Source organism: Ollibium composti, assembly GCF_004801285.1.
Taxonomy (GTDB): domain Bacteria; phylum Pseudomonadota; class Alphaproteobacteria; order Rhizobiales; family Rhizobiaceae; genus Mesorhizobium; species Mesorhizobium composti.
Map to the genome: position 1 here is coordinate 566,394 of NZ_SSNY01000001.1, position 22,350 is coordinate 588,743.

Below are 22,350 nucleotides of genomic sequence, written 5' to 3' on the forward strand. Positions count from 1 at the left end.
AATTCCCTACTGCCTTACTGTCCTACCGCCTTATTGCCTTACCTCTTGGCGATCGGCACGTAGTCGCGCTCGGTGGCGCCGACATAGAGCTGGCGCGGGCGGCCGATCTTCTGGTGCGGATCCTCGATCATTTCCTTCCACTGGGCGATCCAGCCGACGGTGCGCGCGACCGCGAACAGCACGGTGAACATGGTGGTGGGGAAGCCGAGGGCCTTGAGCGTGATGCCGGAATAGAAATCGACGTTCGGGTAGAGCTTCTTTTCGATGAAGTACTCGTCCGTCAGGGCGATCTTTTCCAGCTCCATGGCGATGTCGAGCAGCGGATCGTCCTTGATGCCGAGTTCGCCCAGCACCTCATGCGCCGTCTTCTGCATGATCTTGGCGCGCGGATCGTAGTTCTTGTAGACGCGGTGGCCGAAGCCCATCAGGCGGAACGGGTCGTTCTTGTCCTTGGCGCGGGCGATGAACTCCGGGATGTGGTCGACATGGCCGATCTCGGACAGCATGTTCAGCGCCGCCTCGTTGGCGCCGCCATGCGCCGGACCCCACAGGCAGGCGATGCCGGCGGCGATGCAGGCGAAGGGATTGGCGCCCGACGAGCCGGCGAGCCGCACCGTCGAGGTCGAGGCGTTCTGCTCATGGTCGGCGTGCAGGATGAAGATGCGCTCCATGGCGCGCGCCAGCACCGGATTGACCTTGTATTCCTCGCACGGCACGGCAAAGCACATATGTAGGAAGTTGGCGGCGAAGGAGAGGTCGTTCTTCGGGTAAACGAAGGGCTGGCCGATGTGGTACTTGTAGGCCATCGCCGCGATCGTCGGCATCTTGGCGATCAGGCGCATGGAGGCGACCATGCGCTGGTACGGATCGGAGATGTCGGTCGAGTCGTGGTAGAAGGCCGACAGCGCGCCGACGACGCCGCACATCACCGCCATCGGGTGTGCATCGCGGCGGAAGCCGGAGAAGAACTTCGACATCTGCTCGTGCACCATGGTGTGGCGCGTGACGCGATAGTCGAAATCGTCCTTCTGCGCCTTGGTCGGCAGTTCGCCGTAGAGCAGCAGGTAGCAGACCTCGAGGAAATCGCCGTGCTCGGCGAGCTGGTCGATGGGATAGCCGCGGTGCAAGAGGATGCCGGCGTCGCCGTCGATATAGGTGATGGCCGATTCGCAGCTCGCCGTGGAGGTGAAGCCCGGATCGTAGGTGAAGGCGCCGGTGGTGGCGTAAAGCTTGCCGATGTCGATGACGTCGGGACCGACGGTGCCGCTTCGCACGCTCAGCTCATGCGTCTTGCCGTCGAATTCGAGCTTGGCGGACGACGGCTGGTTCTTGCCGTCGAATTCCAGTTTCGTCGCAGCTTCGGGCATCACAAACTCCTTATCGTTTCCTCACCGGGCGGCAAGGCGAATTCCGCATCGCAGCAACCCGCCGAATGATCGGAAAAGCGTGCAGCGCAATCGCATCTGGATGGCTGGCCCTTATCTGGGTCCCCGCCTAATGTTGCACCGCAAAACGCTCCTTTCAATGTTAAACTTCTTGTGCCAGTTCGGCATCAATCGATTTGATCGGAAATGCGGGCAAGACTTTCGTCGCGTCCCAGCACCGCCAGCACGTCGAAGACGCCCGGCGAGGTCGAACGGCCGGTGAGAGCGGCCCGCAGCGGCTGCGCCACCTTGCCGAGCTTCAGCCCCGCCTGTTCGGCATAGACGCGCACCACCTGCTCGGCATTCGCCGCGCTCCAGTCGCCAAGCGCCTGCAAGCCGGGCAGGATGGCCTTCAGGATACCCCTGGCATCGGCATCGAGGATCGCGGCGGCCTTCTCGTCGAGCGTGAGCGGCCGGTCGGCGACGATGAACCATGCACTGTCGGCGAGTTCCACCAGCGTCTTGGCGCGCTCCTTGAGGCCGGGCATGGCCTGGAGGAGCTGCGCCCTGGTCTTGTCGTTCAGCCTGTCCGCCAGCGCCTCGCCGTAGGGCAGGTGCGGCAGCGTCTCGATCAGGATCTTCGTCAGGGTCGCGTCGTCCATGGCGCGCATGTGGACGCCGTTCAGCGCCTCCAGCTTGGCGAAGTCGAAGCGCGCCGCGCCTTTGTTGACATCGACGATGTCGAACCATGAAATCATGTCGGCGATCGACATCACCTCGTCGTCGCCATGGCTCCAGCCCAGCCGGGCCAAGTAGTTGAGCAGCGCTTCCGGCAGGTAGCCCATGGCGCGATAGGCCTCCACGCCCAGCGCGCCGTGGCGCTTGGAGAGCTTGGCGCCGTCGGCGCCGTGGATGAGCGGGATATGCGCCATCTTCGGCACGGCCCAGCCCATCGCCTCGTAGATGACGGTCTGGCGCGCGGCGTTGGTGAGATGGTCGTCGCCGCGGATGATGTGGGTGACGCCCATGTCGTGATCGTCCACCACGACGGCGTGCATGTAGGTCGGCACGCCATCCGAACGCAGGATGATCAGGTCGTCGAGATCCTTGTTGGGAAAGCGCACCTCGCCCTGCACGAGGTCGTGCACCACGGTCTCGCCCTCGCGCGGCGCCTTGATGCGTACCGCACCTGGCACGCCCTTCGGCGCGTCGGCCGGGTCGCGGTCGCGCCACTGGCCGTTGTAGCGGGGTGGCAGGCCCTGTGCCCGCGCCGCCTCGCGCATCGCCGTCAGTTCCTCCGGCGTCTCGTAGGCGTAGTAGGCCTTGCCGGCGCGGACCAGCTCTTCGGCCACTTCGCGGTGACGCGCGACGCGCTGGAACTGGGAAACGGCGTCGCCGTCCCATGTCAGGCCGAGCCAGCTCAGGCCATCGAGGATGGCGGCGGTCGCCGCCTCGGTCGAGCGCTCGCGGTCGGTGTCCTCGATGCGCAAGAGCATCTTGCCGCCGGTATGGCGGGCATAGAGCCAGTTGAACAGCGCCGTGCGCGCCCCGCCTATGTGCAGGAAGCCGGTGGGCGAGGGGGCGAAGCGGGTGACGACCGTGTCGGACATGGCGAAAAGCTCGGGCTTTGTGCGGATGCGGCGCCGGACTTTCCCGCGCCGCGCGTTCATGTAGCATAGGAGGTCCACGGCGCAAGGGGCAGGGCCGATGGCCGGGCGGGACCGGGGAACGGAGCGCGGGAGAGGCGAAACGGACGGCGTCAATGAACGGGCGCTGTTTGCATCGCCGGACGCGCGCCTGTCAGCCGGCAGCGATCCTGCTTTGGAATCAGCTTTTCCCGGCCGACCCGACAATCCGGTGAAACCAGATGCCGCACTGTGGCGCTCTATAGTTGGTGACGAAGCCACGGCAGATCGGCCTGCGGTTGGCGATCCGGCGACGGGAGAGCTCCCGGTTTCGCCACGGCGGATGCCATCTGTCCGCTTGCCGTCCATCCGGCGACTGGCCCGCCGGTTGGCGCGTATTCCCTCGCCGCGTGGCGCGGCCGCCGGTTTGGCGGCAGCGGCCGCGACGGAACTGGATCGCGGCGTTGCCTTCCTGCTGGTGCCGGTGTTCCTGTCCGGCGGCGCGATCTTCTACTTCTCGCTCGCCGCCGAGCCCGGCTTTGTCCAGCCGATCGCCTGCGCCGTTGCCCTTGTCGTCGCGGTGCTGCTGGCGCGCCCGCGTCCACGCCTGCAGATGGCGCTGGCGGCCGCGCTTCTGGTGGCGCTGGGGGTGTTGTGCGCGAAGGTCGAAACCTGGCGCGCCTCGACCCTGATGCTCGGCGCGGAGGTGTCGACACGGCTGACGGGCCGCGTCGTCGCCATCGACGCCATGGCCAGCGGCCGCATACGACTCACCCTCGATGTCGTCTCCACCCGGCGCCCGACGCTGCTCTACCAGCCCGCGCGCGTGCGCCTTTCGGCGCGCGCAGTGCCCGCCGGGCTGGCAGCCGGCGATACTGTGAGCGGCTTCGTCCGGCTGTTGCCGCCGACCGGGCCGGTACGGCCGGACAGCTACGACTTCTCCTTCGAAAGCTATTTCGACGGCATCGGCGCCAGCGGTTTCTTCCTCTCCAACCCCAAGCTGGAGAAAGCGGTGCCGGCATCGTTCGCGGCACGCCTGCCGGGGATGGTGGAACGCGCGCGCGACGCCATCGCCGAGCGCATCCGCGCCGCCATCGGCGGACCGGAGGGCGAGATCGCCGCGGCCCTCATGGTTGGCGTGCGCGCCGGCATTCCCGAATCCATCAACGAAGCGATGCGCAAGACCGGCATCTACCACATCATTTCGATTTCCGGCCTGCACATGGCGCTGGTGGCCGGCACGGTGATGGCCTTGCTGCGTGGCGCCTTCGCGCTGTTCCCGAATTTTTCCTCGCGCCGCCCGGTGAAGAAATATGCGGCGGGTGCGGCCTTGTTCGCCATCGCGGCCTACCTGTTCATCTCAGGCGTGGTCGTGGCGGCCGAGCGCAGCTTTATCATGCTGGCGGTGATGTTGACCGCCGTGCTGTTCGATCGCGCGGCACTGACCATGCGCAACCTTGCGATCTCGGCCATCGCCGTCGTCGTCGTGTCGCCGCACGAGGTGGTCGGGCCGAGCTTCCAGATGTCTTTCGCCGCCACCGCCGCCCTTGTCGGTGCCTATGCCGGCTGGAGCGACAGGCGGGCCGCGAGCGGCGGCGGCACGCCGCCGCCCAACCGTTCATGGTCGGGCGCCGTCGTGCACCGGATGGTGGCCGCGACCGCCGCCCTGGCGGTGACGTCCATCGTCGCCGGCAGTGCCACGACCCTCTATGCCATGTGGCATTTCCAGCGCGTCGCGCCGCTCAGCCTTTTCGCCAACCTGGCCGTGATGCCGATCGTCTCGGTGCTGGTGATGCCGTTCGCCGTGTTTGCCGCGCTAGCCATGCCGTTCGGAGCGGACTGGCCGTTTCTCTACGTCATGGGCAAGGGGCTGGCGGCGATGATCGCGATTTCCGGGTGGATCGCCGAGCGCTCGCCGCTCGACGCCGTCGGGCTGGTGTCTGTCCAGTCGGTCTTGCTGGTCACCGTCGCGCTGGTGATCGCCACCATGACGACGACGTGGCTCAGGCTGGCGGCGCTGCCCTTCGCGCTGGCCGGGCTGTTGACGATCCATCAGGTCAGGACACCGGACGCGCTGGTTTCCGAGGACGCGCGGCTGGTGGCGCTGCCGATCGGCGGCGGCGAGCTCGCCATCAACCGGGCGCGGCCGAACGAATTCACCTCAGACAACTGGCGGCGCGCGCTCGACGCCGAGACGCTGGTGAAACCCGAGGCGCTGAAAGGCAAGGACATGCGCTTCGTCACCACCGACGCCGCGCTCGATCTGCCACCCGGAACGCCGTTCCTGTGCGCGGGCAAGCTCTGTATCGCCCGCCACACCTCCGGCGCTATCGTCGTGTGGGCGCAAAAAGTTGCCGATGCGCAGCCGGCCTGCGCCTATGCGGCGCTGATCGTCATCGCCGACGCGACCGCGAAAAATCCCTGTCGGGATCTGCCCGTCGCCGTCGTCACCGCCAGCGACCTGGCGCGCTCCGGCAGCGCGGCCATTACGTTCGATCCGGTCGCGGCCGACCGGCCGCCGCAGGTCGGTTTCGCCGTCGAGGAAAACTATCGCCCATGGCATGCCCAACGCGCCTTTTCGCGCGAGGCGAGGGGACTGATGCCGTATCAGCGCAAGACCGGCAACAAGAAACAGCAGCGGCGGAGGACAGGCTCACGGCCGGGATGACGGCGTCGGTGCCGCTGCTCCCTCAATACCGCCGGATCAGGCCGACCAGCTTGCCGCGCACCGAAACACGGTCAGGGCCGAAGATACGGGTTTCGTAGGCCGGGTTGGCGGCCTCCAGCGCGATCGAGGCGCCCTTGCGACGGAAGCGCTTCAGCGTCGCCTCCTCGTCGTCGACGATGGCCACGACGATCTCGCCCGGCGTCGCCGTATTGGCGTTCTTGATGATGACGGTGTCGCCGTCGAAAATGCCGGCCTCGATCATCGAATCGCCCTTCACCTCGAGCGCGTAGTGCTCGCCGCCGGAAATCATCTCGGGGGGGACGGTGATGGAATGAGTCCTGTGTTCGATCGCGGCGATCGGCACGCCGGCCGCGATCCGGCCCATGACGGGGATCGACACCGCCGAACCGGCGTCGTCATTGCCGGCGGCATGCAGGCGCTGCGCTTCCCTGGCGGGTCGTCCGGCGCCCGGACCGCCTTGCCCGAGGCCGCCCTGGATGACGCCCGGCGAAAACTTCCTCGCCGCGTTGAGGCCCGGCGCGATGGAATCGGGCAGCCGCAGCACTTCCAGCGCGCGCGCCCGGTTCGGCAGCCGGCGGATGAAGCCGCGCTCCTCCAGCGCCGTGATGAGCCGGTGGATGCCGGACTTGGAGGCAAGGTCCAGCGCTTCCTTCATCTCGTCGAAGGACGGGGGAATGCCGCTCTCCTTCAGCCTTTCATGGATGAACAGGAGAAGCTCGTGTTGCTTGCGTGTCAGCATGGCGGACCCCCAGGCGCTCGAAACAGAATCGGAAAACAAACCCGGAACAAACACTATCTGTTCCAGTTGTGTTCCGCAACCGTTTAAAGTTTCATGAATGCCTTGACGATTTGTTCAGCGCAGCATCAGCACCGGGCAGGTGTCGCCCTCGGCGGCCGCCGGCGCGTGCGGCGCGCGCACGATCAGGCCGTTGGCGTCGGCCAGCTTGCGCAGCATCGAGGAATCCTGGATGCCGAAGGGCGTGGCGACGAGACGCCCGCCGTCTTCGCGCACGACCGCCCTGACGTAGTCCTCGCGGCGGTCGTTCTCCCGCATTGCGGCGCCGAGGTGGGCGATTCGGATATCTTGCGCGAAGGGACGGCCGCCGAGCTTCGCCAGAAGCGGTTTTACGAAAAGCTGCGAGCACACCAGGCTGGCGACCGGATTGCCGGGCAGGCCGATGCAGCGGATGGCGCCCATGCGGCCGAACATCAGCGGCTTGCCGGGGCGCATGGCGATCTTCCAGAAATCCAGCGTCATGCCTTCGCCGGTCAGCACGTCGTGGACGAGATCGTGGTCGCCGACGGAAGCACCGCCCAGCGTGACGATGACGTCGGCGCCCGCCGCGACCGCTTGTCGGACCAGCGCCGCGATGGCCTCCTTGCGGTCGGCGGCGATGCCGAGGTCGAGCGCCGTAGCGCCCACCGAAGCGGCGGCGGCGGCGACGCCATAGGCATTGGAGGAGATGATCTGGTCGGGGCCGAGGGCGTCTCCGGGTGCCACCAGTTCGTCGCCGGTGGCGATGATGGCGACCAGCGGGCGGCGCACCACCTCAAGACGCGGGTGGTTGGCGGATGCGGCGAGCGACAGTGCCGCCGGATCGAGCAAGCGCCCTTTTTCCAGAAGCAGGTCGCCCTCGCGGAAATCCAGCCCGGCGCGACGGATGTTGCGCTCGGCGGCGGTGGGCTCCAGCACCTCTATCGCGCCGTTGCCGAGAGCGCGCACGTTTTCCTGGATGACGATGGTATCGGCGCCGGCCGGCAGCGGCGCGCCGGTGAAGACGCGCACGGCCTGGCCCGGCCCGACCGTGCCGTCGAACGCGCGCCCGGCCGGGGCGGCGCCGATCACCGTCAGCCGGGCAGGGGCGGCGGCGACGTCGGCGGCGCGGGTGGCGTAGCCGTCCATGGCGGATGCGTCGAACGGCGGCTGCGTGCGGAGTGCTGCGACCGGTTCGGCCAGAACGCGGTCATGGGCTTCGTGCAGGGCCACGCTTTCTGCCGGCAGCGGCTCGACGCCGTCGAGTAGGCGGGTCAGCGCTTCCGCGACAGGCACCAGCGTCATCGGCCTGCTGCCCCGTCTTCGTCAGCTTTGTAGCTGCCGGACTTGCCGCCGGTCTTCTCGACCAGCCTGATGCCGGAAATCGTCATGGCGCGGTCGACCGCCTTGGCCATGTCGTAGATGGTCAGGCAGGCGACGGACGCGGCGGTCAGCGCCTCCATCTCGACGCCCGTCTTGCCGGTGACGCGCGCCAGCGCCGTCACCTTCAGGCCGGGCAGCGCCTCGACCGGTTCGATGTCCACCGAAACCTTGGTCAGAAGCAGCGGATGGCAGAGCGGGATCAGTTCGTGCGTCTTCTTGGCGGCCATGATGCCGGCAATGCGCGCCGTGCCCAGCACGTCGCCCTTTTTCGCGTTGCCGGCCACGATGGTCGCCAGCGTCTCGGGCTTCATCGAGACGAAGCCTTCGGCGACCGCCGTGCGCTCGGTCTCGGCCTTGGCGCCGACATCGACCATATGCGCCTCGCCCTGGGCGCCGATATGGGTGAGGCCGGAAGCGCCGCCCATGGTCAGGCCTGCGCCGCTATCGCGGCATCGAGGCCGAGCAAGGCGCGGGTTGCCGTCGTCACGTCGGGCTGTCGCATCAGGCTTTCGCCGACGAGGAAGGTGCCGATGCCGACCTTTTCCAACCTGCGGCAATCGGCATGGGTGAAGATGCCGCTTTCGCCGACAAGCAGCCGGTCGGCCGGCACCAGCTTCGCCAGCCGCTCGGAGGTTTCCAGCGTCGTCTCGAAGGTGCGCAGGTTGCGGTTGTTGATGCCGATCAGGCGGGACGACAGTTTCAGCGCCCGCTCGGTCTCGGCCTCGTCATGCACCTCGATCAGCGCGTCCATGCCGAGTTCGAGAGCCGCATCCTCCAGCGCGCGCGCCATGGCGTCGTCGACGCAGGCCATGATGATGAGGATGGCGTCGGCGCCCCAGGCGCGCGCCTCGTAGACCTGATAGGGGTCGAACAGGAAATCCTTGCGCAAGGCGGGCAGGGCGGTCGCCGCGCGGGCGGCGGTCAAAAATTCCGGCGCGCCCTGGAAGGAGGGCGCGTCGGTCAGCACCGACAGGCAGGCGGCGCCGCCGGCTTCGTAGGCGCGGGCCAGCGCCGGCGGGTCGAAGTCGGCGCGGATCAGCCCCTTGGATGGGCTCGCCTTCTTCACCTCGGCGATCAGAGCGAAGCGGCCCTGCGCGCGCTTGCGCTCGAGTGCCGCGCGAAAGCCGCGTGGGGCGTCGGCGTCCTTCGCCCGCGCCCTGATCTCGGCCAGCGGCAGGCGCGCCTTGGCGGCGGCGATCTCGTCGCGCTTGTAGGCTTCGATCTTTTTCAGGATGTCGGTCATGGCCTATTCGTTCGACACCTTGACCAGCTTTTCCAGCACGGCATGCGCCTTGCCCGCGTCGATGGCCGCAGCGGCCGCGGCGATGCCGTCTTTCAGTGTCGCCGCCTTGCCGGCGACGACGAGGCCGGCGCCGGCATTCATCAGCACGGTGTCGCGATAGGCGCCCGGCTTGCCCGAGAGCACGCCGCGCAAGGCCTCTGCATTGTAGGCCGCGTCGCCGCCGCGCAACTCGTCCTTGGTGTGGCGCGACAGGCCGAATTCCTCAGGCGTCAGCGTGAAGGTGCGGATTGTGCCGTTCGCCAGTTCGGCGACATGCGTCTCGCCGGTCGTGGTGATCTCGTCGTAGCCGTCGCCATGAACGACCCAGACATGATCGGAACCAAGCGCCTTGAGGGTCTCGGCCACCGGCTCCACCCATTCCGGTGCGAAGACGCCGACAAGCTGTCGGGCGACACCGGCGGGATTGGTCAGGGGACCGAGCAAATTGAAGATGGTGCGGGTGCCGAGTTCGACCCTGATCGGTCCGACATGCTTCATGGCCGGATGATGGTTCGGCGCGAACATGAAGCCGATTCCTGCCTTGCCGACGCAACGGCCGATATCTTCGGGAGGCTGATCCAATTTGACACCGAGCGCCGTCAGCACGTCGGCGGTTCCGGTCAATGAGGACAGGCCGCGGTTGCCGTGCTTGGCCACCGGCACGCCGCAGGCAGCGACGACGAAGGCCGAGGCGGTGGAGATGTTGACGCTGTGCGAGCCGTCGCCGCCGGTGCCGACGATGTCGACCGCGCCGGCGGGCGCCGTAACGCGCAGCATCTTGTCGCGCATGGTGGCGACGGCGCCGGAAATCTCGTCGACGGTCTCGCCGCGCGCCCTGAGCGCCATCAGGAAGCCGCCGATCTGGCCCGGCGTCGCGTCGCCCGACATGATGATGTCGAATGCCTCGCGCGCCTCGGCGAAGGTGAGCGGGGAGCCTGCCGCAACCTTGGCGATATGCGGCTTCAGCGCGCTCATTGCTGCGCCTGTTCGACGGCGACCTGGTCGATGCGTACGTCGTACTGGGTTTGCAATTGCGCCACGAGCTCGTCGAGCAGATCGTCCGAAAGGCCGCCGGCGAAGGATTTCTGCGCATCCTCCGGAACGGAGCTTGCATCGGCGCCTGCCGGCTCGAACACCTCGGCGACCTTGAACAGGATCTCGCCGTCGCCGGTCGGGGAGGGCACGATGCCCGTGCCGCCTTCGCCGACGCCGAACATGATGGCGGCACCCGCCTTGCCGAAGTCGGCGTCGTCGGCCTCGCGCTTCAACCCGCGCTTGGTCTGCTTTTCCAGCTTCAGTTCGGTTGCCAGCGCGTCGAGCGACGTGCCGTCCTTGAGCCGCTTTTCCAGCTCGGCCGCCTTGGCGGAGAGCCGCTTGGTGGTTTCCTCGGCCGTCCAGTCGGCGGCGACCTTCTGGCGTACCTCGTCCAGCGTACGGTCGCGAGCGGGGGTCACCGAGACGACCTCGTAGAACAGGTAGCCGTTGTTCGCCGTGGTCAGTCCGTCGTTCTCGATGCCCGCTTCGGCGTCGAAGACGGCGCGGATGAGGGCGGCCGATTCCGGCAGGTCCTTGATGACGCTGCCGTCCGGCCGCTGGCCGGCGCGGTCGACGGCGTCGACGGTGACGACCTTGAGCTTCAGCTTGTCGGCGGCCTCCTGCAGGGTCGCGCCGCCGGCGCGGGCGTCCTCATAGGAATCGTGCACATCGAGCAGGATGCGGTTGGCCTCGCCGAGCGCGATCTGCTTGCGGATTTCATCCGAGACCTCGGCAAGCGGCTTGACGACTTCCGGCGTGATGGCGGTGACGCGCAGCAGCACCGGGCCGAAGCTGCCCTGGACGACACCGCTGACCTGGTTGAGGCCGAGCGCGAAGGCCGCGTCGGCGACTGCCTTGTCTGCGATCTTGTCCTTCGACAGGGTGCCGAGCAAGGTGTCGGCCTCGGTCTTGCCCTGCGCCGTCGCGAGCTTGTCGAAGGTGCCGCCGGCCTTGAGCGAATCGAGCGCCGCCTGGGCCTCCTCGGGCGTCTTGAACACCAGCTGCTCGATCGTGCGGGTTTCCGGCGTCGTATAGCGCTCCTTGTTCTTCTCGTAGTCTTCCTGGACTTGGCTGTCGCTGATCGAGCTCAGGTCCATGATGTCCTCGGGCTCGAGGCGGACATAGGAGAACTTGCGGTATTCGGGAGCCGCATAGGTCTTCTTGTTTTCCTCGAAATAGGCCTTCAGCACGTCGTCGCTCGGGGCCTCGATCGGCTCGACCATCGACTTCGGCAGCGAGAGGTAGTCGATCGTGCGGTCTTCGCCGCGATAGAGCGCCACGGCCTTGAGGAAGGTGTCCGGGGCCTTCAACCCGTCGGAGACGGCTTCGACGATCTGCTGGCGCACGGCGACCTGGCCGCGGTTCTTCAGATAATCCTCCGGCCGCATGCCGACCTGCCGCAAGACATATTCGAACATCTGCCGGTCGAACTGGCCGTTCTGTCCCCGGAAGGCGGGGTCCTCGCGGGTCAGCTCGGCCAGCCGGTCCTTGGAGAGGCCGAGGCTCATCTTGCGTGCCTGCTCGTCGAGCACGGCGCCGGAGACGAGCTGCGCCAGAACCTGGTTGTCGATGCCCAGCGCCTTCGCCTGGTCGCGCGTCAGCCGCTGGCCGAACTGCTGCGACATGGCGTTGATCTGGCGGTCGTAGGCGAGGCGGTATTCGGTCACCGAAACGGAGGTGCCGCCGGCGGTGATGACCGACTCGTGGCCGGCGACGCCCGCTATGCGGCCGGAGATGCCCCAGACCGCGAAGCTGAGGACCAGGATCGACAGCAGGGTCTTGGCTACCCAGGTTCCTGCCGCGTTTCTCAAAGTTCCGAGCATGATGCCGTCCAAATTGCCTGTCGCCAAGCGCAATAGCGTCCTTCCTTTCCAGTGTCGATTGCTTTGTGACCTGTTTTTGGTAGTGAGGACGCTCGGCAAACGGCCATCGGAGACAACAGCCCATGACACCCGGAATCCGCCCGCTCGTCGCCGGCAACTGGAAGATGAACGGCACCGGCGCCTCGCTGAACCAGCTTCTGATGATCGGCAACGGCTTCATGAGCGGCCTGGATGCCGAGACGGAAGCGCTGGTTTGCGTGCCGGCCACGCTCTTGACGCGGGCGGCGGAAATCCTGTCGCGCACGCCCGTCCATGTCGGCGGCGAGGATTGCCATGCCGAGGAGAGCGGCGCCCATACCGGCGACATTTCGGCCGAGATGCTGAAGGATGCCGGCGCCAGCCACGTCATCGTCGGCCACTCCGAGCGCCGCGCCGATCACGGCGAGGACGACGCGACGGTGCATGCCAAGGCGGCCGCGGCCTGGCGGGCGGGTCTCGTCGCCATCATCTGCATCGGTGAGACGCGCGCCGAACGCGAAGCCGGCGCCACGCTCGACGTGCTGTCGCGCCAGATCGCCGGATCGGTGCCGGTGAGCGCCACCCCCGCCAACACGGTTCTCGCCTATGAGCCGGTCTGGGCGATCGGTACGGGCCTGACGCCGACCGCCGCCGACGTCGCCGAAGCGCATGCGCACATCCGGGCGCGGCTGGTGGAGAAGCTGGGGCCGGCGGCAGCGAAGATCCGCATCCTCTATGGCGGCTCGGTGAAACCGTCCAATGCGCGCGAACTGCTGTCGGTCGCCAATGTCGACGGCGCGCTGGTCGGCGGGGCCAGCCTCAAGGCCGCCGATTTCCTCGGCATCGCGGAATCCTATCAGGCCGTCTGAGCCCATCCAGCGGCCCGCGCGGTTGCAAAGCCGCCCGACGGCCCCATATTCGGGGCACGGGCTTGGAAATGCCACGAAAGCATTGTATTGAGCCGCCTCCAATCGAGCGGCTGCGTTCGCGCAGGCCGGACGCCTTACCGGGATAGATAATGGAAACCGTACTGATCGTCGTCCATCTCATGGTCGTGCTCGCGCTTGTCGGCGTGGTGCTGCTGCAACGCTCCGAAGGCGGCGGGCTCGGCATCGGCGGCGGTTCCGGTTTCATGACGGCGCGCGGCGCCGCCAACGCGCTGACGCGCGCGACGGCGATCCTGGCGACGATCTTCTTCGCCACCTCGCTTATCCTGTCGATGGTCGCCCGTTACGGCGAAAAGCCCATCGACATCCTCGACCGGCTGCCGGCCGCCAGCCAGGACGGCTCGGGCCAGAGCAGCGGCGGCCAGAACGGTGGCGGCAAGGGCGTGCTCGACCAGTTGCCCGGCTCGACGGCTCCGGCCGCGCCCGCCAACCAGACGACGCCGCCGACCGACGGCGGTTCCGCCACCACCGCGCCGGCTCCGGCCGCCCCGGCCGAGCCACAGGCGAACGCGCCCACGATGGCACCGCAGGCTCCCGCCGCTCCGGCGAGCGAGGCTCCGGCCAACGACGGCGGCGCCATGAAGCCGGCCGCGCCGCAGGTTCCCAACCAGTAACGGTTTATATCAGCCTGCCGAAATCTGTTGTCGTTTGAACACAGTCGCGGCAAATGCCGCGTTATCACAAAGATTCGAACGGGTATGGCGGACCGGCGCGCTTGAGCGCCATCCGCTGATTCGACTATAGCTTGCCTGCGGCAGATCGGCTCCCTCGCGGGGGAGGCGGGGCTATGCCGTGGGCAACACGCATATCTGATCGGATTTTTCGTCATGCAGCTTCGCAGCTTCATTTTTGCCGGCTTCGCGGCCGCGCTTTTTGTCGGCGCGCCCGCTTACGCGGCCATGCCGTCCTCCACGGCTCCTCAGGCCGCATCGCAGACCGATGTCGTGCAGGTCGCGGCGAAAAGCCCGACCGCGGAACTGAAGCAGCTGAAAAAGAAGAAGAAGCCGACCGACGCGGATCTCGCCCGTATCGAGGAACTGGAAAAGCAGATCAAGGCCGAGCGGGCTGAAGCGAAGGTCAAGGCACTCGAAGCCCGGAAGCAGGCCATGCGCGAGGCGGCCAAAGCGAGGGCCGATGCCCGACGCGAGGCGTTTCTTGCCGGCAAGAACCAGAACACGACCGAAAAAGCGGTGAAGGCCGAGAAGAAGACGGCCAAGGTCGAGGCCGCGCGTCCGGCCGAGACCATCCAGGAAGCGGAAGAAGCCCTGCCGGCGGAGGCGATGAACGTCGCGCTGACCGGCAACAACGGCGAACTGCGTTCCGAATCGACGGCAACGGCGCCCCGGTCTTCGGGCGGCCTGTTCGCCGGCCTGTTCGGCGGCTCGTCGGCCTCCTCGATCTCCTACCTGCCGGAAACCCGCGCGCTGGACGCGGCGCTGGCCAAGAAGCAGGCCAAGAAGCCGTTCAAGGTGAAGCCGGAATTCGTGCCGCAGGAGGTGGACTTTTCGGGCTATGAGCCGGGCACCATCGTCATCAACACCACCGAGCGGCGGCTCTACCTGGTGGAATCGGCCTTCAAGGCGCGCCGCTACGCCATTGCCGTCGGCAAGGAAGGCCTGCAGTTCAAGGGTACAACGACCGTCGGCGACAAGCAGGAATGGCCGCGCTGGATTCCGACGAAGGAAATGCAGGAGCGCGAACCCAGCCATTACGGCAAGTACAAGGACGGCATGCCCGGCGGCGGCGAGAATCCGCTCGGCGCGCGCGCCATCTACCTCTACCAGGGCAAGACGGACACGCATCTGCGCATCCACGGCACCATTGCGCCGCAGACCATCGGCACCAGCGCCTCGAACGGCTGCTTCCGCATGATCAACGAGCACGTCATGGATCTCTACCGTCGCGTGAAGATGGGCACCAAGGTGGTCATCCTTTAGGCAACGGAAAAACTGCGACAAGGGCCGGTGAACAGCCGGCCCTTTTGTTTTGCTCATTCGACAGTGCCGGGAAAAACCTCAAGCGGCGGTTTTTCCACTGGCGGAATCGTTCCGGCCGCGTTAAGCACCGACTCCCATGGCGCGATATGTTTTCATCACCGGCGGCGTGGTTTCTTCCCTTGGAAAAGGCATTGCCTCGGCGGCTCTCGGAGCCCTGTTGCAGGCGCGCGGCTATCGTTGCCGCCTGAAGAAGCTCGACCCCTATCTCAACGTCGATCCGGGCACCATGTCGCCCTATCAGCATGGCGAGGTGTTCGTCACCGACGACGGCGCCGAGACGGACCTCGACCTCGGCCATTACGAGCGCTTCACCGGCCGCTCGGCGAACAGCCAGGACAACATCACCACCGGCCGCATCTACAAGAACATCATCGAGAAGGAACGGCGCGGCGACTATCTTGGCGCGACCGTGCAGGTGATCCCGCACGTCACCGACGAGATCAAGAATTTCGTGCTCGACGGCAATGACGACTACGACTTCGTGCTGTGCGAGATCGGCGGCACCGCCGGCGACATCGAGGCGATGCCGTTCCTCGAGGCGATCCGCCAGCTCGGCAACGACCTGCCGCGCAACAACGCCGTCTACGTGCACCTGACCCTGATGCCCTACATTCCGACCGCCGGCGAGCTGAAGACCAAGCCGACGCAGCATTCGGTCAAGGAACTGCGCGGCATCGGCATCGCGCCCGACATCCTGCTGGTGCGCGCCGACCGGCCGATCCCGAAGGAGGAGCGGCGCAAGCTTTCGCTGTTCTGCAACGTGCGTGAATCGGCCGTCATCCAGGCGCTGGACGTCGGCCACATCTACGACGTGCCGATGGCCTATCACAAGGAAGGCCTCGACGGTGAGGTGCTGGCCGCCTTCGGCATCGATCCGGCGCCGAAGCCGCGCCTGGAGCCGTGGCAGGGCGTGTCGCAGCGCATCCACAATCCCGAAGGCGAGGTCACCATCGCCGTCGTCGGCAAGTACACGGGCCTCAAGGACGCCTACAAGTCGCTGATCGAGGCGCTGTCACACGGCGGCCTGGCCAACCACGTCAAGGTCAAGCTCGACTGGATCGAAAGCGAGATCTTCGAGAAGGAGGATCCCGCGCCCTATCTCGAGAAGGTGCATGGCATCCTCGTGCCCGGCGGTTTCGGCGAGCGCGGCTCGGAGGGCAAGATTCTCGCGGCCAAGTTCGCACGCGAGCGCAAGGTGCCGTATTTCGGCATCTGCTTCGGCATGCAGATGGCCTGCATCGAGGCGGCGCGTTCGCTGGCCGGCGTCGAGAACGCTTCCTCGACCGAGTTCGGCCCGGCCAAGGAACCCGTCGTTGGCCTGATGACCGAATGGCTGAAGGGCAACATGCTGGAGAAGCGCAAGGCGGCCGGCGACCTGGGCGGCACGATGCGGCTCGGCGCCTACGAGGCGCGGCTTTCGCCCGGTTCAAGGATCGCCGACATCTATGGCGACACGGAGATTTCCGAGCGCCACCGCCACCGCTACGAGGTCAACATCGACTACAAGCAGCGGCTGGAGGAATGCGGGCTGGTGTTCGCCGGCATGTCGCCGGACGGCGTGCTGCCGGAGACGGTCGAATATGCCGACCATCCGTGGTTCATCGGCGTGCAGTACCATCCCGAGCTGAAGAGCCGGCCGCTGGAGCCGCACCCGCTGTTCGCCTCGTTCATCGCGGCGGCGGTGGAGCAGAGCCGGCTGGTGTAGGCACTCGACCAGCGTTCGATTTTCGTGGTATTTTGCGCCTTATGGGAAAACTTGAGCAAATCACCAAATCCGTCGAGGCGCTCGAAGGCGATGATTTCAAGGAATTCGCCAAGTGGTTCGAGGAATTGCAGGCCGACCGCTGGGATCGTCAGATCGAAGCCGATGCCAAAGCGGGCAAGCTGGACAGGCTCGTTGAAGAAGCAAAGCGCGAGATAGCCGCCGGCAAAACGCGGCCGCTTTGAAGCATCGGGCGACTGAATCTTTTTGGAAACGCTATGATGCGCTTCCGGATTCCGTGAAGATTCTAGCGGATAAGAGCTACGCGCTGCTTCAACACAATCCACGCTATCCAGGTTTGCACTTCAAGAAGATCGATTCCGAGCTGTGGTCTGTTCGTGTCGGGGTGGGTCACCGTGCCCTTGCGCTTCAAAATCCCGACGGATTCGATTGGTTCTGGATTGGCACGCACGCCGAATATGACAGGTTGATCGGTTGAGCCGATGAGGACCTATGTCGCGCTTCTCTACAGCATCGTCCTGACGCCGCAGAAGCGGGTGGTGATGGCCGATCTTCGTGCCATGGCCGAAGGCCTCGGCTACGAGAATGTCCGCACGCTCGTCTCCAGCGGCAATCTGGTCTTCGACGCACCGGACACGGCGATTGCGGAACTGGAAAGCCGTCTGGAGGCGGCCTTTCCGAAAACTTTCGGCAGGCATGTCGACATCATCGTGCGCGACGCCGCCGACTGGCTGGCGCTGGCGGCGGCCAATCCTTTTCCCGAGGATGCAAGCGCCACCCCGGGCCAGGTCGCCGTGCGCGTCATGCGCAATCCGGTTCCGGCGGACGCCGAGGCCCAACTGCGGCAGGCGGCGTCCGCGGACGAAAAATTCGCCATCGTCGACGGCGATCCGTGGATCGTCTTCTCTCGCGAAAGGCCGAATTCGCGGCTGCTGGCGGCCATGAACCACAAGCGCCTCGGCATCGGCACTTCACGCAACTGGAACACGGTGCGCAACCTGGCGTGGATGCTTTCGGAGACATGAAAAGGGCGGCCGGAGCCGCCCTTCCGTCGTTGTGAACGAGCCTCAGGCCCTCGCCGCCTTGGCGCCGGCGCCCAGTGCCGCCGTGCGCAGCACGTAATAGACGACGCCGGCGATGGCGACACCGAAGAACCAGCCGTAGACACCCCACCAGGCCGGCAGCCAGTCGGTGAAGTTCGGCAGGATCGAGGAAAAGATCGCGCCGATGATCGCCGCGATGAAGGCGTTGACGTGCCAGCCGTTCTGGAAGCGGAACTCGCCGTCCTCCTTGTAGAGGCCGACGACGTCCAGCTCGCCTTTGCGGATCAGGTAGTAGTCCACCATCATGATGCCGAAGATCGGCCCCATCGTCGCGCCGATGGTGTTGACGAAGCTCGCCGCGCTGCCGTCCCACGGCGAGAAGGGATAGAGCACGAGCGCGATCAGAGCCGCGATGTAGCCGCCCCGCTTGAAGTTGATCTGCCGTGGGAAGACGTTGGAGAAGTCGAAGGCCGGCGACACGAAGTTCGCGACCACGTTGATGCCCAGTGTCGCCACCGCGAAGGTCAGCGCGGCAAGGGCCGCCAGGAACCAGTTGTCGAACTTGGCCGAGATCTGGTCGGGATGCAGCAGCACCTCGTGGTAGACGTCCCAGGCCGCGATGGTGGTGACGCCGGCGACCAGCGAGAACAGGATGAGGTTGATCGGCAGGCCCCACAGGTTGCCCTTGCGCAGTGCCGCCTTGTCGGGAGCGTAGCGGGCGAAGTCGCAGAAGTTCAGGTAAAGGGCCGCGAAATACGTCACCCAGATCGCCGCGACGGCCGCGAGCGAGCCGAACGAACCCGGCGTGCCGGGCACGCCTGCGTCCTTCGTCTTGTCAAGGAGCACGTCCATGGGAATGTCGCTGGTGACGGCGAAGGTGCCGGCCTTGACGCACAGATAGATGGCGAGGATCAGCATCATGATCCACACCGCCGGGCCGGCCCAGTCCTGGAAGCGGCGCACCGTTTCCATGCCCTTGCTGATGATGAGCAGTTGCAGGCCCCACATCACCAGGAAGCAGATCACGTCGAGCGTCGAGTGACCGAGCATGTGGTTGTTGGCGTGGAAGTCCGCGAACCATTGCGTGCGGGTGAGCAGCGCCACGATGGCGCCGGAGGCCGCCGCCGTCTGGGCGCCGTACCAGAAGCAGGCGACGATGGCGCGCACCAGCGCCGGAATGTTGGCGCCCCAGATGCCGAACGAGGCGCGCGCCAGAACGGGGTAGGGCACGCCGGTCTTGACGCCGGCATAGCCGACCAGGTTCATGAGGAAATAGATGATCAGCGAGCCGACGCCGATGGCGACGATGAAATTGACGAAGCCGCCGCAGAACAGGAACAGGCTGGCCGCGAGATAGTAGCCCCAAAGGCTGTGGACGTCGGACGTCCATACGTTGAAGATGGAGAACGGCCCCCAGTTGCGTTCCTTCGCCGGGGCGAGATCTTCGTTGTAAAGACCGGGGGATGCCCCCGGTATCATGTCGGTGGTCGTCATAAGCGGTCCCCTTCTGGTCGCGCGGCAGCGTGGGCCGCGCAAACGGAAAGGTACGCCTCACCTTAGGGAAGCGGAACCGATTTATTAAGGCCCTTTCACCTTAAAGATATTCAATGCGGAGCGGGCCTATAGGCTTGTGGAAAAGTCCTGCCGCGCTCTCGCCCATTCGCCATCAGGGCGAAAGGCGGGGCTTCGGGAAAAAATCTGCCCGCACTTTATCCCCCTGCCTCCCATCTCACGCATACTCGATCCACCGTTTCCGGCGGGACCTGGTGCGCACCGGGTATCAGGCGGAGACGGCGGTGGCCTTGACGAACGGGGATCGGTTCCCGGATGCCGGGGAGCGTCCGACAGGCCCGACCCCGGCGGAAACGCGAGTCTCAAGGGGAGCGGAGAATGACGCGCACACGCCCGAAGCCGCATTGCGGTACGACGGACTGGGTGTATGAGGGTCGACTGGACGTCAAACACACCGGGCGGGGCGCGAGGATCGCGCCACGTACTATACAATAGAAGGCACGGCCTCGCGCCCCGCCTCCCGACTCAATGGCCAGGGCCGAAAGGCAGCGTGGCGACGGCACCTCTTGAACAGAGCTGGCACTTCGTGCACACGGAACCACCCATGACCCATCCACTCGACCATCTGGTTCTTCCCACGCGCGATCTCGAAACCGCGCGGGCACGGCTCGGTGCGCTGGGGTTCACGGTGGCGCCGCAGGGCACCCATCCGTTCGGCACGATCAATTGCTGCGTCTATTTCGGTGGCGGCACCTTCCTGGAACCGCTGGCGATCGGCGATGTCGACACGGCAGGGCAGGCGGCCGATGCCGGCAACGTCTTCGTCGGCCGCGACCGCACCTTTCGCACCCGCAACGGCGACGAAGGCTTTTCGGCCGTCGTATTCGGCACCGACGATGCCGACGCCGACCATGAGCGCTATGTGGCGGCAGATATTTCCGCCGGCCAACGGCTCGATTTTTCACGACCTTTCGTCGATTCATCCGGCAAACAGGATACGGCGTCTTTTCGCCTCGCCTTTGCGGCTGCGCCCGACATGGCCGATGCTTTCACCTTTGCCTGCGAGCGCGCCAACGTGCCGAAGGTCGATCGCTCGGCATTGCAGACGCATGCCAACGGCGTATCCGCCCTCCGTGAGGTGGTGGGTGTCAGCGACGATATCCGGGGCAAACTGCGTCTGCTCGCCGAGGCCGCCGATGCCGCGGTCGACAGGGCTACAGGCGCCAGCCTCGAACTGCCCAATGCGCGTCTGTCTCTGATCGAGCCGGATGCCTTTGAACGCCGCTTCGGCCTGGCCGCGAAGTCTTCGCCGCTGCGGTTCGCGGCAATCGTCTTTGCCGCGTCGGACGTGAAGGGACTGGCGCGGCGCCTTGCCGAAGCCGGCATCGATCACCATTTCAGCGGCGCAAGCCTCATTGTCCCTCCTGCATTGGGGCAGGGCGCAGCCTTCGTCTTCGAGGAATCCGCATGAACCAGCCGAACCCTACCGTCACCGTCGGCAATGTCCGCTTCGACAACAACGCGCCGCTGGCGTTGATTGCCGGCCCATGTCAGCTCGAATCGCGCCAGCACGCATTCGACATGGCGGGCGCGCTGAAGGAAATGACGCAAAAGCTCGGTATCGGGCTGGTCTACAAATCGAGCTACGACAAGGCGAACCGCACCTCGTTGGGCGCCACGCGCGGTGCCGGCCTCGACGCCTCGCTGCCGGTCTTCGCCGATCTCAGGAAGGAGTTCGGCCTGCCGATTCTGACCGACGTCCACACTGCCGAACAATGCTCCATCGTCGCCGAGGTGGTCGATGTATTGCAGATCCCGGCCTTTCTGTCGCGCCAGACCGACATGCTGGTGGCGGCCGCCAAAACCGGCAAGGTGGTCAACGTCAAGAAAGGTCAGTTCCTCGCACCATGGGATATGAAGAACGTCATCGCCAAGGTGGTCGATTCCGGCAATCCCAACGTGCTGGCAACCGAGCGCGGCGCGTCGTTCGGCTACAACACGCTGGTGTCGGATTTTCGTGCCCTACCGATAATGGCGGAGTTCGGAGCGCCGGTGATCTTCGACGCGACCCATTCCGTGCAGCAACCGGGCGGGCAGGGGGGCTCCTCTGGCGGCGAGCGGCGATTCGTGAAGACGCTTGCCTCCGCCGCCGTCGCAGTCGGCGTCGCCGGCGTGTTCATCGAGACTCATGACGACCCTGACAATTCCACATCTTCGGACGGCCCGAACATGGTGCCGCTGAAGGACATGCCGGCGTTGCTCGAAAGGCTGATGGCGCTGGACCGGATAGTGAAGGCGTGACCCGGCCGCCTTGTGACGAGCGGGCGCGAGCTATAGGCTGACCACGGGGGTTCAGCGAACAGCAGGAGCAAACCATGTCCGTCGCCCGCGTCACCGAGATCACCTCGTCGTCGAAAGTCAGCTTCCAGGACGCATTGGAGAAAGGTGTCGAGCGTGCCAGCAAGACCTTGAAGAACGTCAAGGGCGCCTGGGTGCAGGAACAGAAGGTCGAGGTCGCCGACGGCAAGATCGTCGCCTACCGCGTCAATATGAAAGTGACCTTCGTCCTCGAGGAGTGATCGGAAAGGGCGGAACTTTCGGCCATGCCCCTCATTGTCGCTGCATGTTCAACGACAACGAGGAGACTGCCATGACCACCCCTACCGGACATACCGAAGCCATCGCCGCCTCGCGCGTGATCGGCACGTCCGTCTACAACACGGCCGGCGAATCCATCGGCGAAATCGAGGACGTGATGCTCGATAAGATGTCCAACGGCATCATGTTCGCGGTCGTCGGTTTCGGCGGCTTCCTGGGCATGGGCGAGAAGTATCATGCCGTGCCGTGGTCCACGCTTGACTACGACAAGGACAGGGGCGGTTATGTCGTCCCCTTCTCCAAGGAACAGCTCAAGGCCGCACCCGCGCATTCGATCAACGAACTGACGGCCGGCGACGGCGAGACGGCGCGTGACGAATCCTACAGCTATTACGGCGTCCAGCCTTATTGGCATTGACCATCTTATCCACGCCGTCTGGCGATGAGCGATACTGGAAAGGCCCTGCGGTATGCGGGGCCTTTCCTGCATCTGGAGCCCGTTCGACCCATGCCGTATCTTCCCGGGAACTTTCTAACGACCTCCATTATTTGCGCCC

General features: G+C 65.8%; 21 protein-coding genes. 12 read left to right on the top strand and 9 right to left on the bottom strand.

Translation table 11 applies throughout. From position 1 onward, the window contains the following. Positions 1–38: 38 nt before the first annotated feature. Both gltA and gltX read right to left on the bottom strand, forming a co-directional pair. Complete coding sequence (gene gltA, locus E6C48_RS02695) at positions 39–1,367, bottom strand: citrate synthase (RefSeq protein WP_136353705.1); 1,329 nt, start codon at positions 1,365–1,367, stop codon at positions 39–41. A 185-nt stretch (positions 1,368–1,552) separates the two neighbouring features. Then, entirely contained in the window at positions 1,553–2,974 is a 1,422-nt protein-coding gene (gene gltX / locus E6C48_RS02700; RefSeq protein WP_136353707.1) for a glutamate--tRNA ligase, read from the bottom strand. Positions 2,975–3,071: 97 nt separating this feature from the next. On the opposite strand from gltX, the gene E6C48_RS02705 reads away from it, so the two are divergent. Beyond that, entirely contained in the window at positions 3,072–5,657 is a 2,586-nt protein-coding gene (locus E6C48_RS02705; protein WP_136353709.1) for a ComEC/Rec2 family competence protein, read from the top strand. Positions 5,658–5,679: 22 nt separating this feature from the next. Here E6C48_RS02705 and lexA read toward each other — a convergent pair whose 3' ends face one another. From lexA to E6C48_RS02735, 6 genes are all read right to left on the bottom strand, one after another. Next, positions 5,680–6,417 carry a transcriptional repressor LexA gene (gene lexA / locus E6C48_RS02710; RefSeq protein ID WP_136353711.1) on the bottom strand — a complete coding sequence of 246 codons (738 nt, stop codon included), beginning with the start codon at positions 6,415–6,417 and terminating at the stop codon, positions 5,680–5,682. Between the two features lie 114 nt (positions 6,418–6,531). Further along, entirely contained in the window at positions 6,532–7,737 is a 1,206-nt protein-coding gene (locus E6C48_RS02715; protein ID WP_136353713.1) for a molybdopterin molybdotransferase MoeA, read from the bottom strand. After that, entirely contained in the window at positions 7,734–8,240 is a 507-nt protein-coding gene (gene moaC / locus E6C48_RS02720) for a cyclic pyranopterin monophosphate synthase MoaC (protein WP_136353715.1), read from the bottom strand. The genes E6C48_RS02715 and moaC overlap by 4 nt, the downstream gene beginning before the upstream one ends. Positions 8,241–8,242: 2 nt before the next feature. Then, on the bottom strand, positions 8,243–9,058 hold the full coding sequence (gene trpC / locus E6C48_RS02725) for an indole-3-glycerol phosphate synthase TrpC (protein WP_136353717.1): 816 nt from the start codon (positions 9,056–9,058) through the stop codon (positions 8,243–8,245). A gap of 3 nt (positions 9,059–9,061) precedes the next feature. Continuing rightward, entirely contained in the window at positions 9,062–10,072 is a 1,011-nt protein-coding gene (gene trpD / locus E6C48_RS02730; protein WP_136353719.1) for an anthranilate phosphoribosyltransferase, read from the bottom strand. Beyond that, a complete protein-coding gene (locus tag E6C48_RS02735) occupies positions 10,069–11,955 on the bottom strand; it encodes a peptidyl-prolyl cis-trans isomerase (protein WP_136353721.1) in 1,887 nt (628 codons plus the stop codon). The genes trpD and E6C48_RS02735 overlap by 4 nt, the downstream gene beginning before the upstream one ends. 122 nt (positions 11,956–12,077) lie before the next feature. Here E6C48_RS02735 and tpiA point away from each other — a divergent pair, with 122 nt between their 5' ends. The 7 genes from tpiA to E6C48_RS02770 all read left to right on the top strand — a co-directional run bounded on the left by tpiA (position 12,078) and on the right by E6C48_RS02770 (position 17,665). Next, the gene (gene tpiA, locus E6C48_RS02740; protein ID WP_136353723.1) at positions 12,078–12,842 is read left to right on the top strand and encodes a triose-phosphate isomerase; all 765 of its coding nucleotides are present in this window, start codon (positions 12,078–12,080) and stop codon (positions 12,840–12,842) included. A 149-nt stretch (positions 12,843–12,991) separates the two neighbouring features. Continuing rightward, positions 12,992–13,534, top strand: a complete 543-nt coding sequence (gene secG / locus E6C48_RS02745; RefSeq protein WP_136353725.1) for a preprotein translocase subunit SecG — start codon at positions 12,992–12,994, stop codon at positions 13,532–13,534. Positions 13,535–13,747: 213 nt separating this feature from the next. Then, on the top strand, positions 13,748–14,857 hold the full coding sequence (locus E6C48_RS02750; RefSeq protein ID WP_136353727.1) for a L,D-transpeptidase: 1,110 nt from the start codon (positions 13,748–13,750) through the stop codon (positions 14,855–14,857). Positions 14,858–14,993: 136 nt separating this feature from the next. Beyond that, on the top strand, positions 14,994–16,622 hold the full coding sequence (locus E6C48_RS02755; protein WP_136353729.1) for a CTP synthase: 1,629 nt from the start codon (positions 14,994–14,996) through the stop codon (positions 16,620–16,622). A gap of 41 nt (positions 16,623–16,663) precedes the next feature. Then, on the top strand, positions 16,664–16,864 hold the full coding sequence (locus E6C48_RS02760; RefSeq protein ID WP_136353731.1) for a hypothetical protein: 201 nt from the start codon (positions 16,664–16,666) through the stop codon (positions 16,862–16,864). Positions 16,865–16,917: 53 nt separating this feature from the next. Further along, positions 16,918–17,118: a ParE family toxin-like protein gene (locus E6C48_RS23225; RefSeq protein ID WP_456238540.1), complete on the top strand. Its 201-nt coding sequence runs from the start codon at positions 16,918–16,920 to the stop codon at positions 17,116–17,118. A gap of 4 nt (positions 17,119–17,122) precedes the next feature. After that, entirely contained in the window at positions 17,123–17,665 is a 543-nt protein-coding gene (locus E6C48_RS02770) for a DUF1697 domain-containing protein (RefSeq protein WP_136353735.1), read from the top strand. A 42-nt stretch (positions 17,666–17,707) separates the two neighbouring features. On the opposite strand, the gene E6C48_RS02775 is transcribed toward E6C48_RS02770, so the two are convergent. Beyond that, positions 17,708–19,177, bottom strand: a complete 1,470-nt coding sequence (locus E6C48_RS02775) for an NCS1 family nucleobase:cation symporter-1 (protein ID WP_230978643.1) — start codon at positions 19,175–19,177, stop codon at positions 17,708–17,710. 445 nt (positions 19,178–19,622) lie between these two features. Between E6C48_RS02775 and E6C48_RS02780 the strand changes: the two genes are divergently transcribed. The 4 genes from E6C48_RS02780 to E6C48_RS02795 all read left to right on the top strand — a co-directional run bounded on the left by E6C48_RS02780 (position 19,623) and on the right by E6C48_RS02795 (position 22,211). Continuing rightward, positions 19,623–20,666 carry a VOC family protein gene (locus tag E6C48_RS02780; RefSeq protein WP_330998545.1) on the top strand — a complete coding sequence of 348 codons (1,044 nt, stop codon included), beginning with the start codon at positions 19,623–19,625 and terminating at the stop codon, positions 20,664–20,666. Continuing rightward, positions 20,663–21,496, top strand: a complete 834-nt coding sequence (kdsA, locus tag E6C48_RS02785) for a 3-deoxy-8-phosphooctulonate synthase (RefSeq protein ID WP_136353739.1) — start codon at positions 20,663–20,665, stop codon at positions 21,494–21,496. Before E6C48_RS02780 ends, kdsA begins: the two co-directional genes overlap by 4 nt. 74 nt (positions 21,497–21,570) lie before the next feature. Then, positions 21,571–21,774 carry a dodecin family protein gene (locus E6C48_RS02790; protein WP_136353741.1) on the top strand — a complete coding sequence of 68 codons (204 nt, stop codon included), beginning with the start codon at positions 21,571–21,573 and terminating at the stop codon, positions 21,772–21,774. 71 nt (positions 21,775–21,845) lie between these two features. After that, positions 21,846–22,211, top strand: a complete 366-nt coding sequence (locus tag E6C48_RS02795; RefSeq protein WP_136353743.1) for a PRC-barrel domain-containing protein — start codon at positions 21,846–21,848, stop codon at positions 22,209–22,211. The last annotated feature ends 139 nt before the right edge of the window (positions 22,212–22,350 follow it).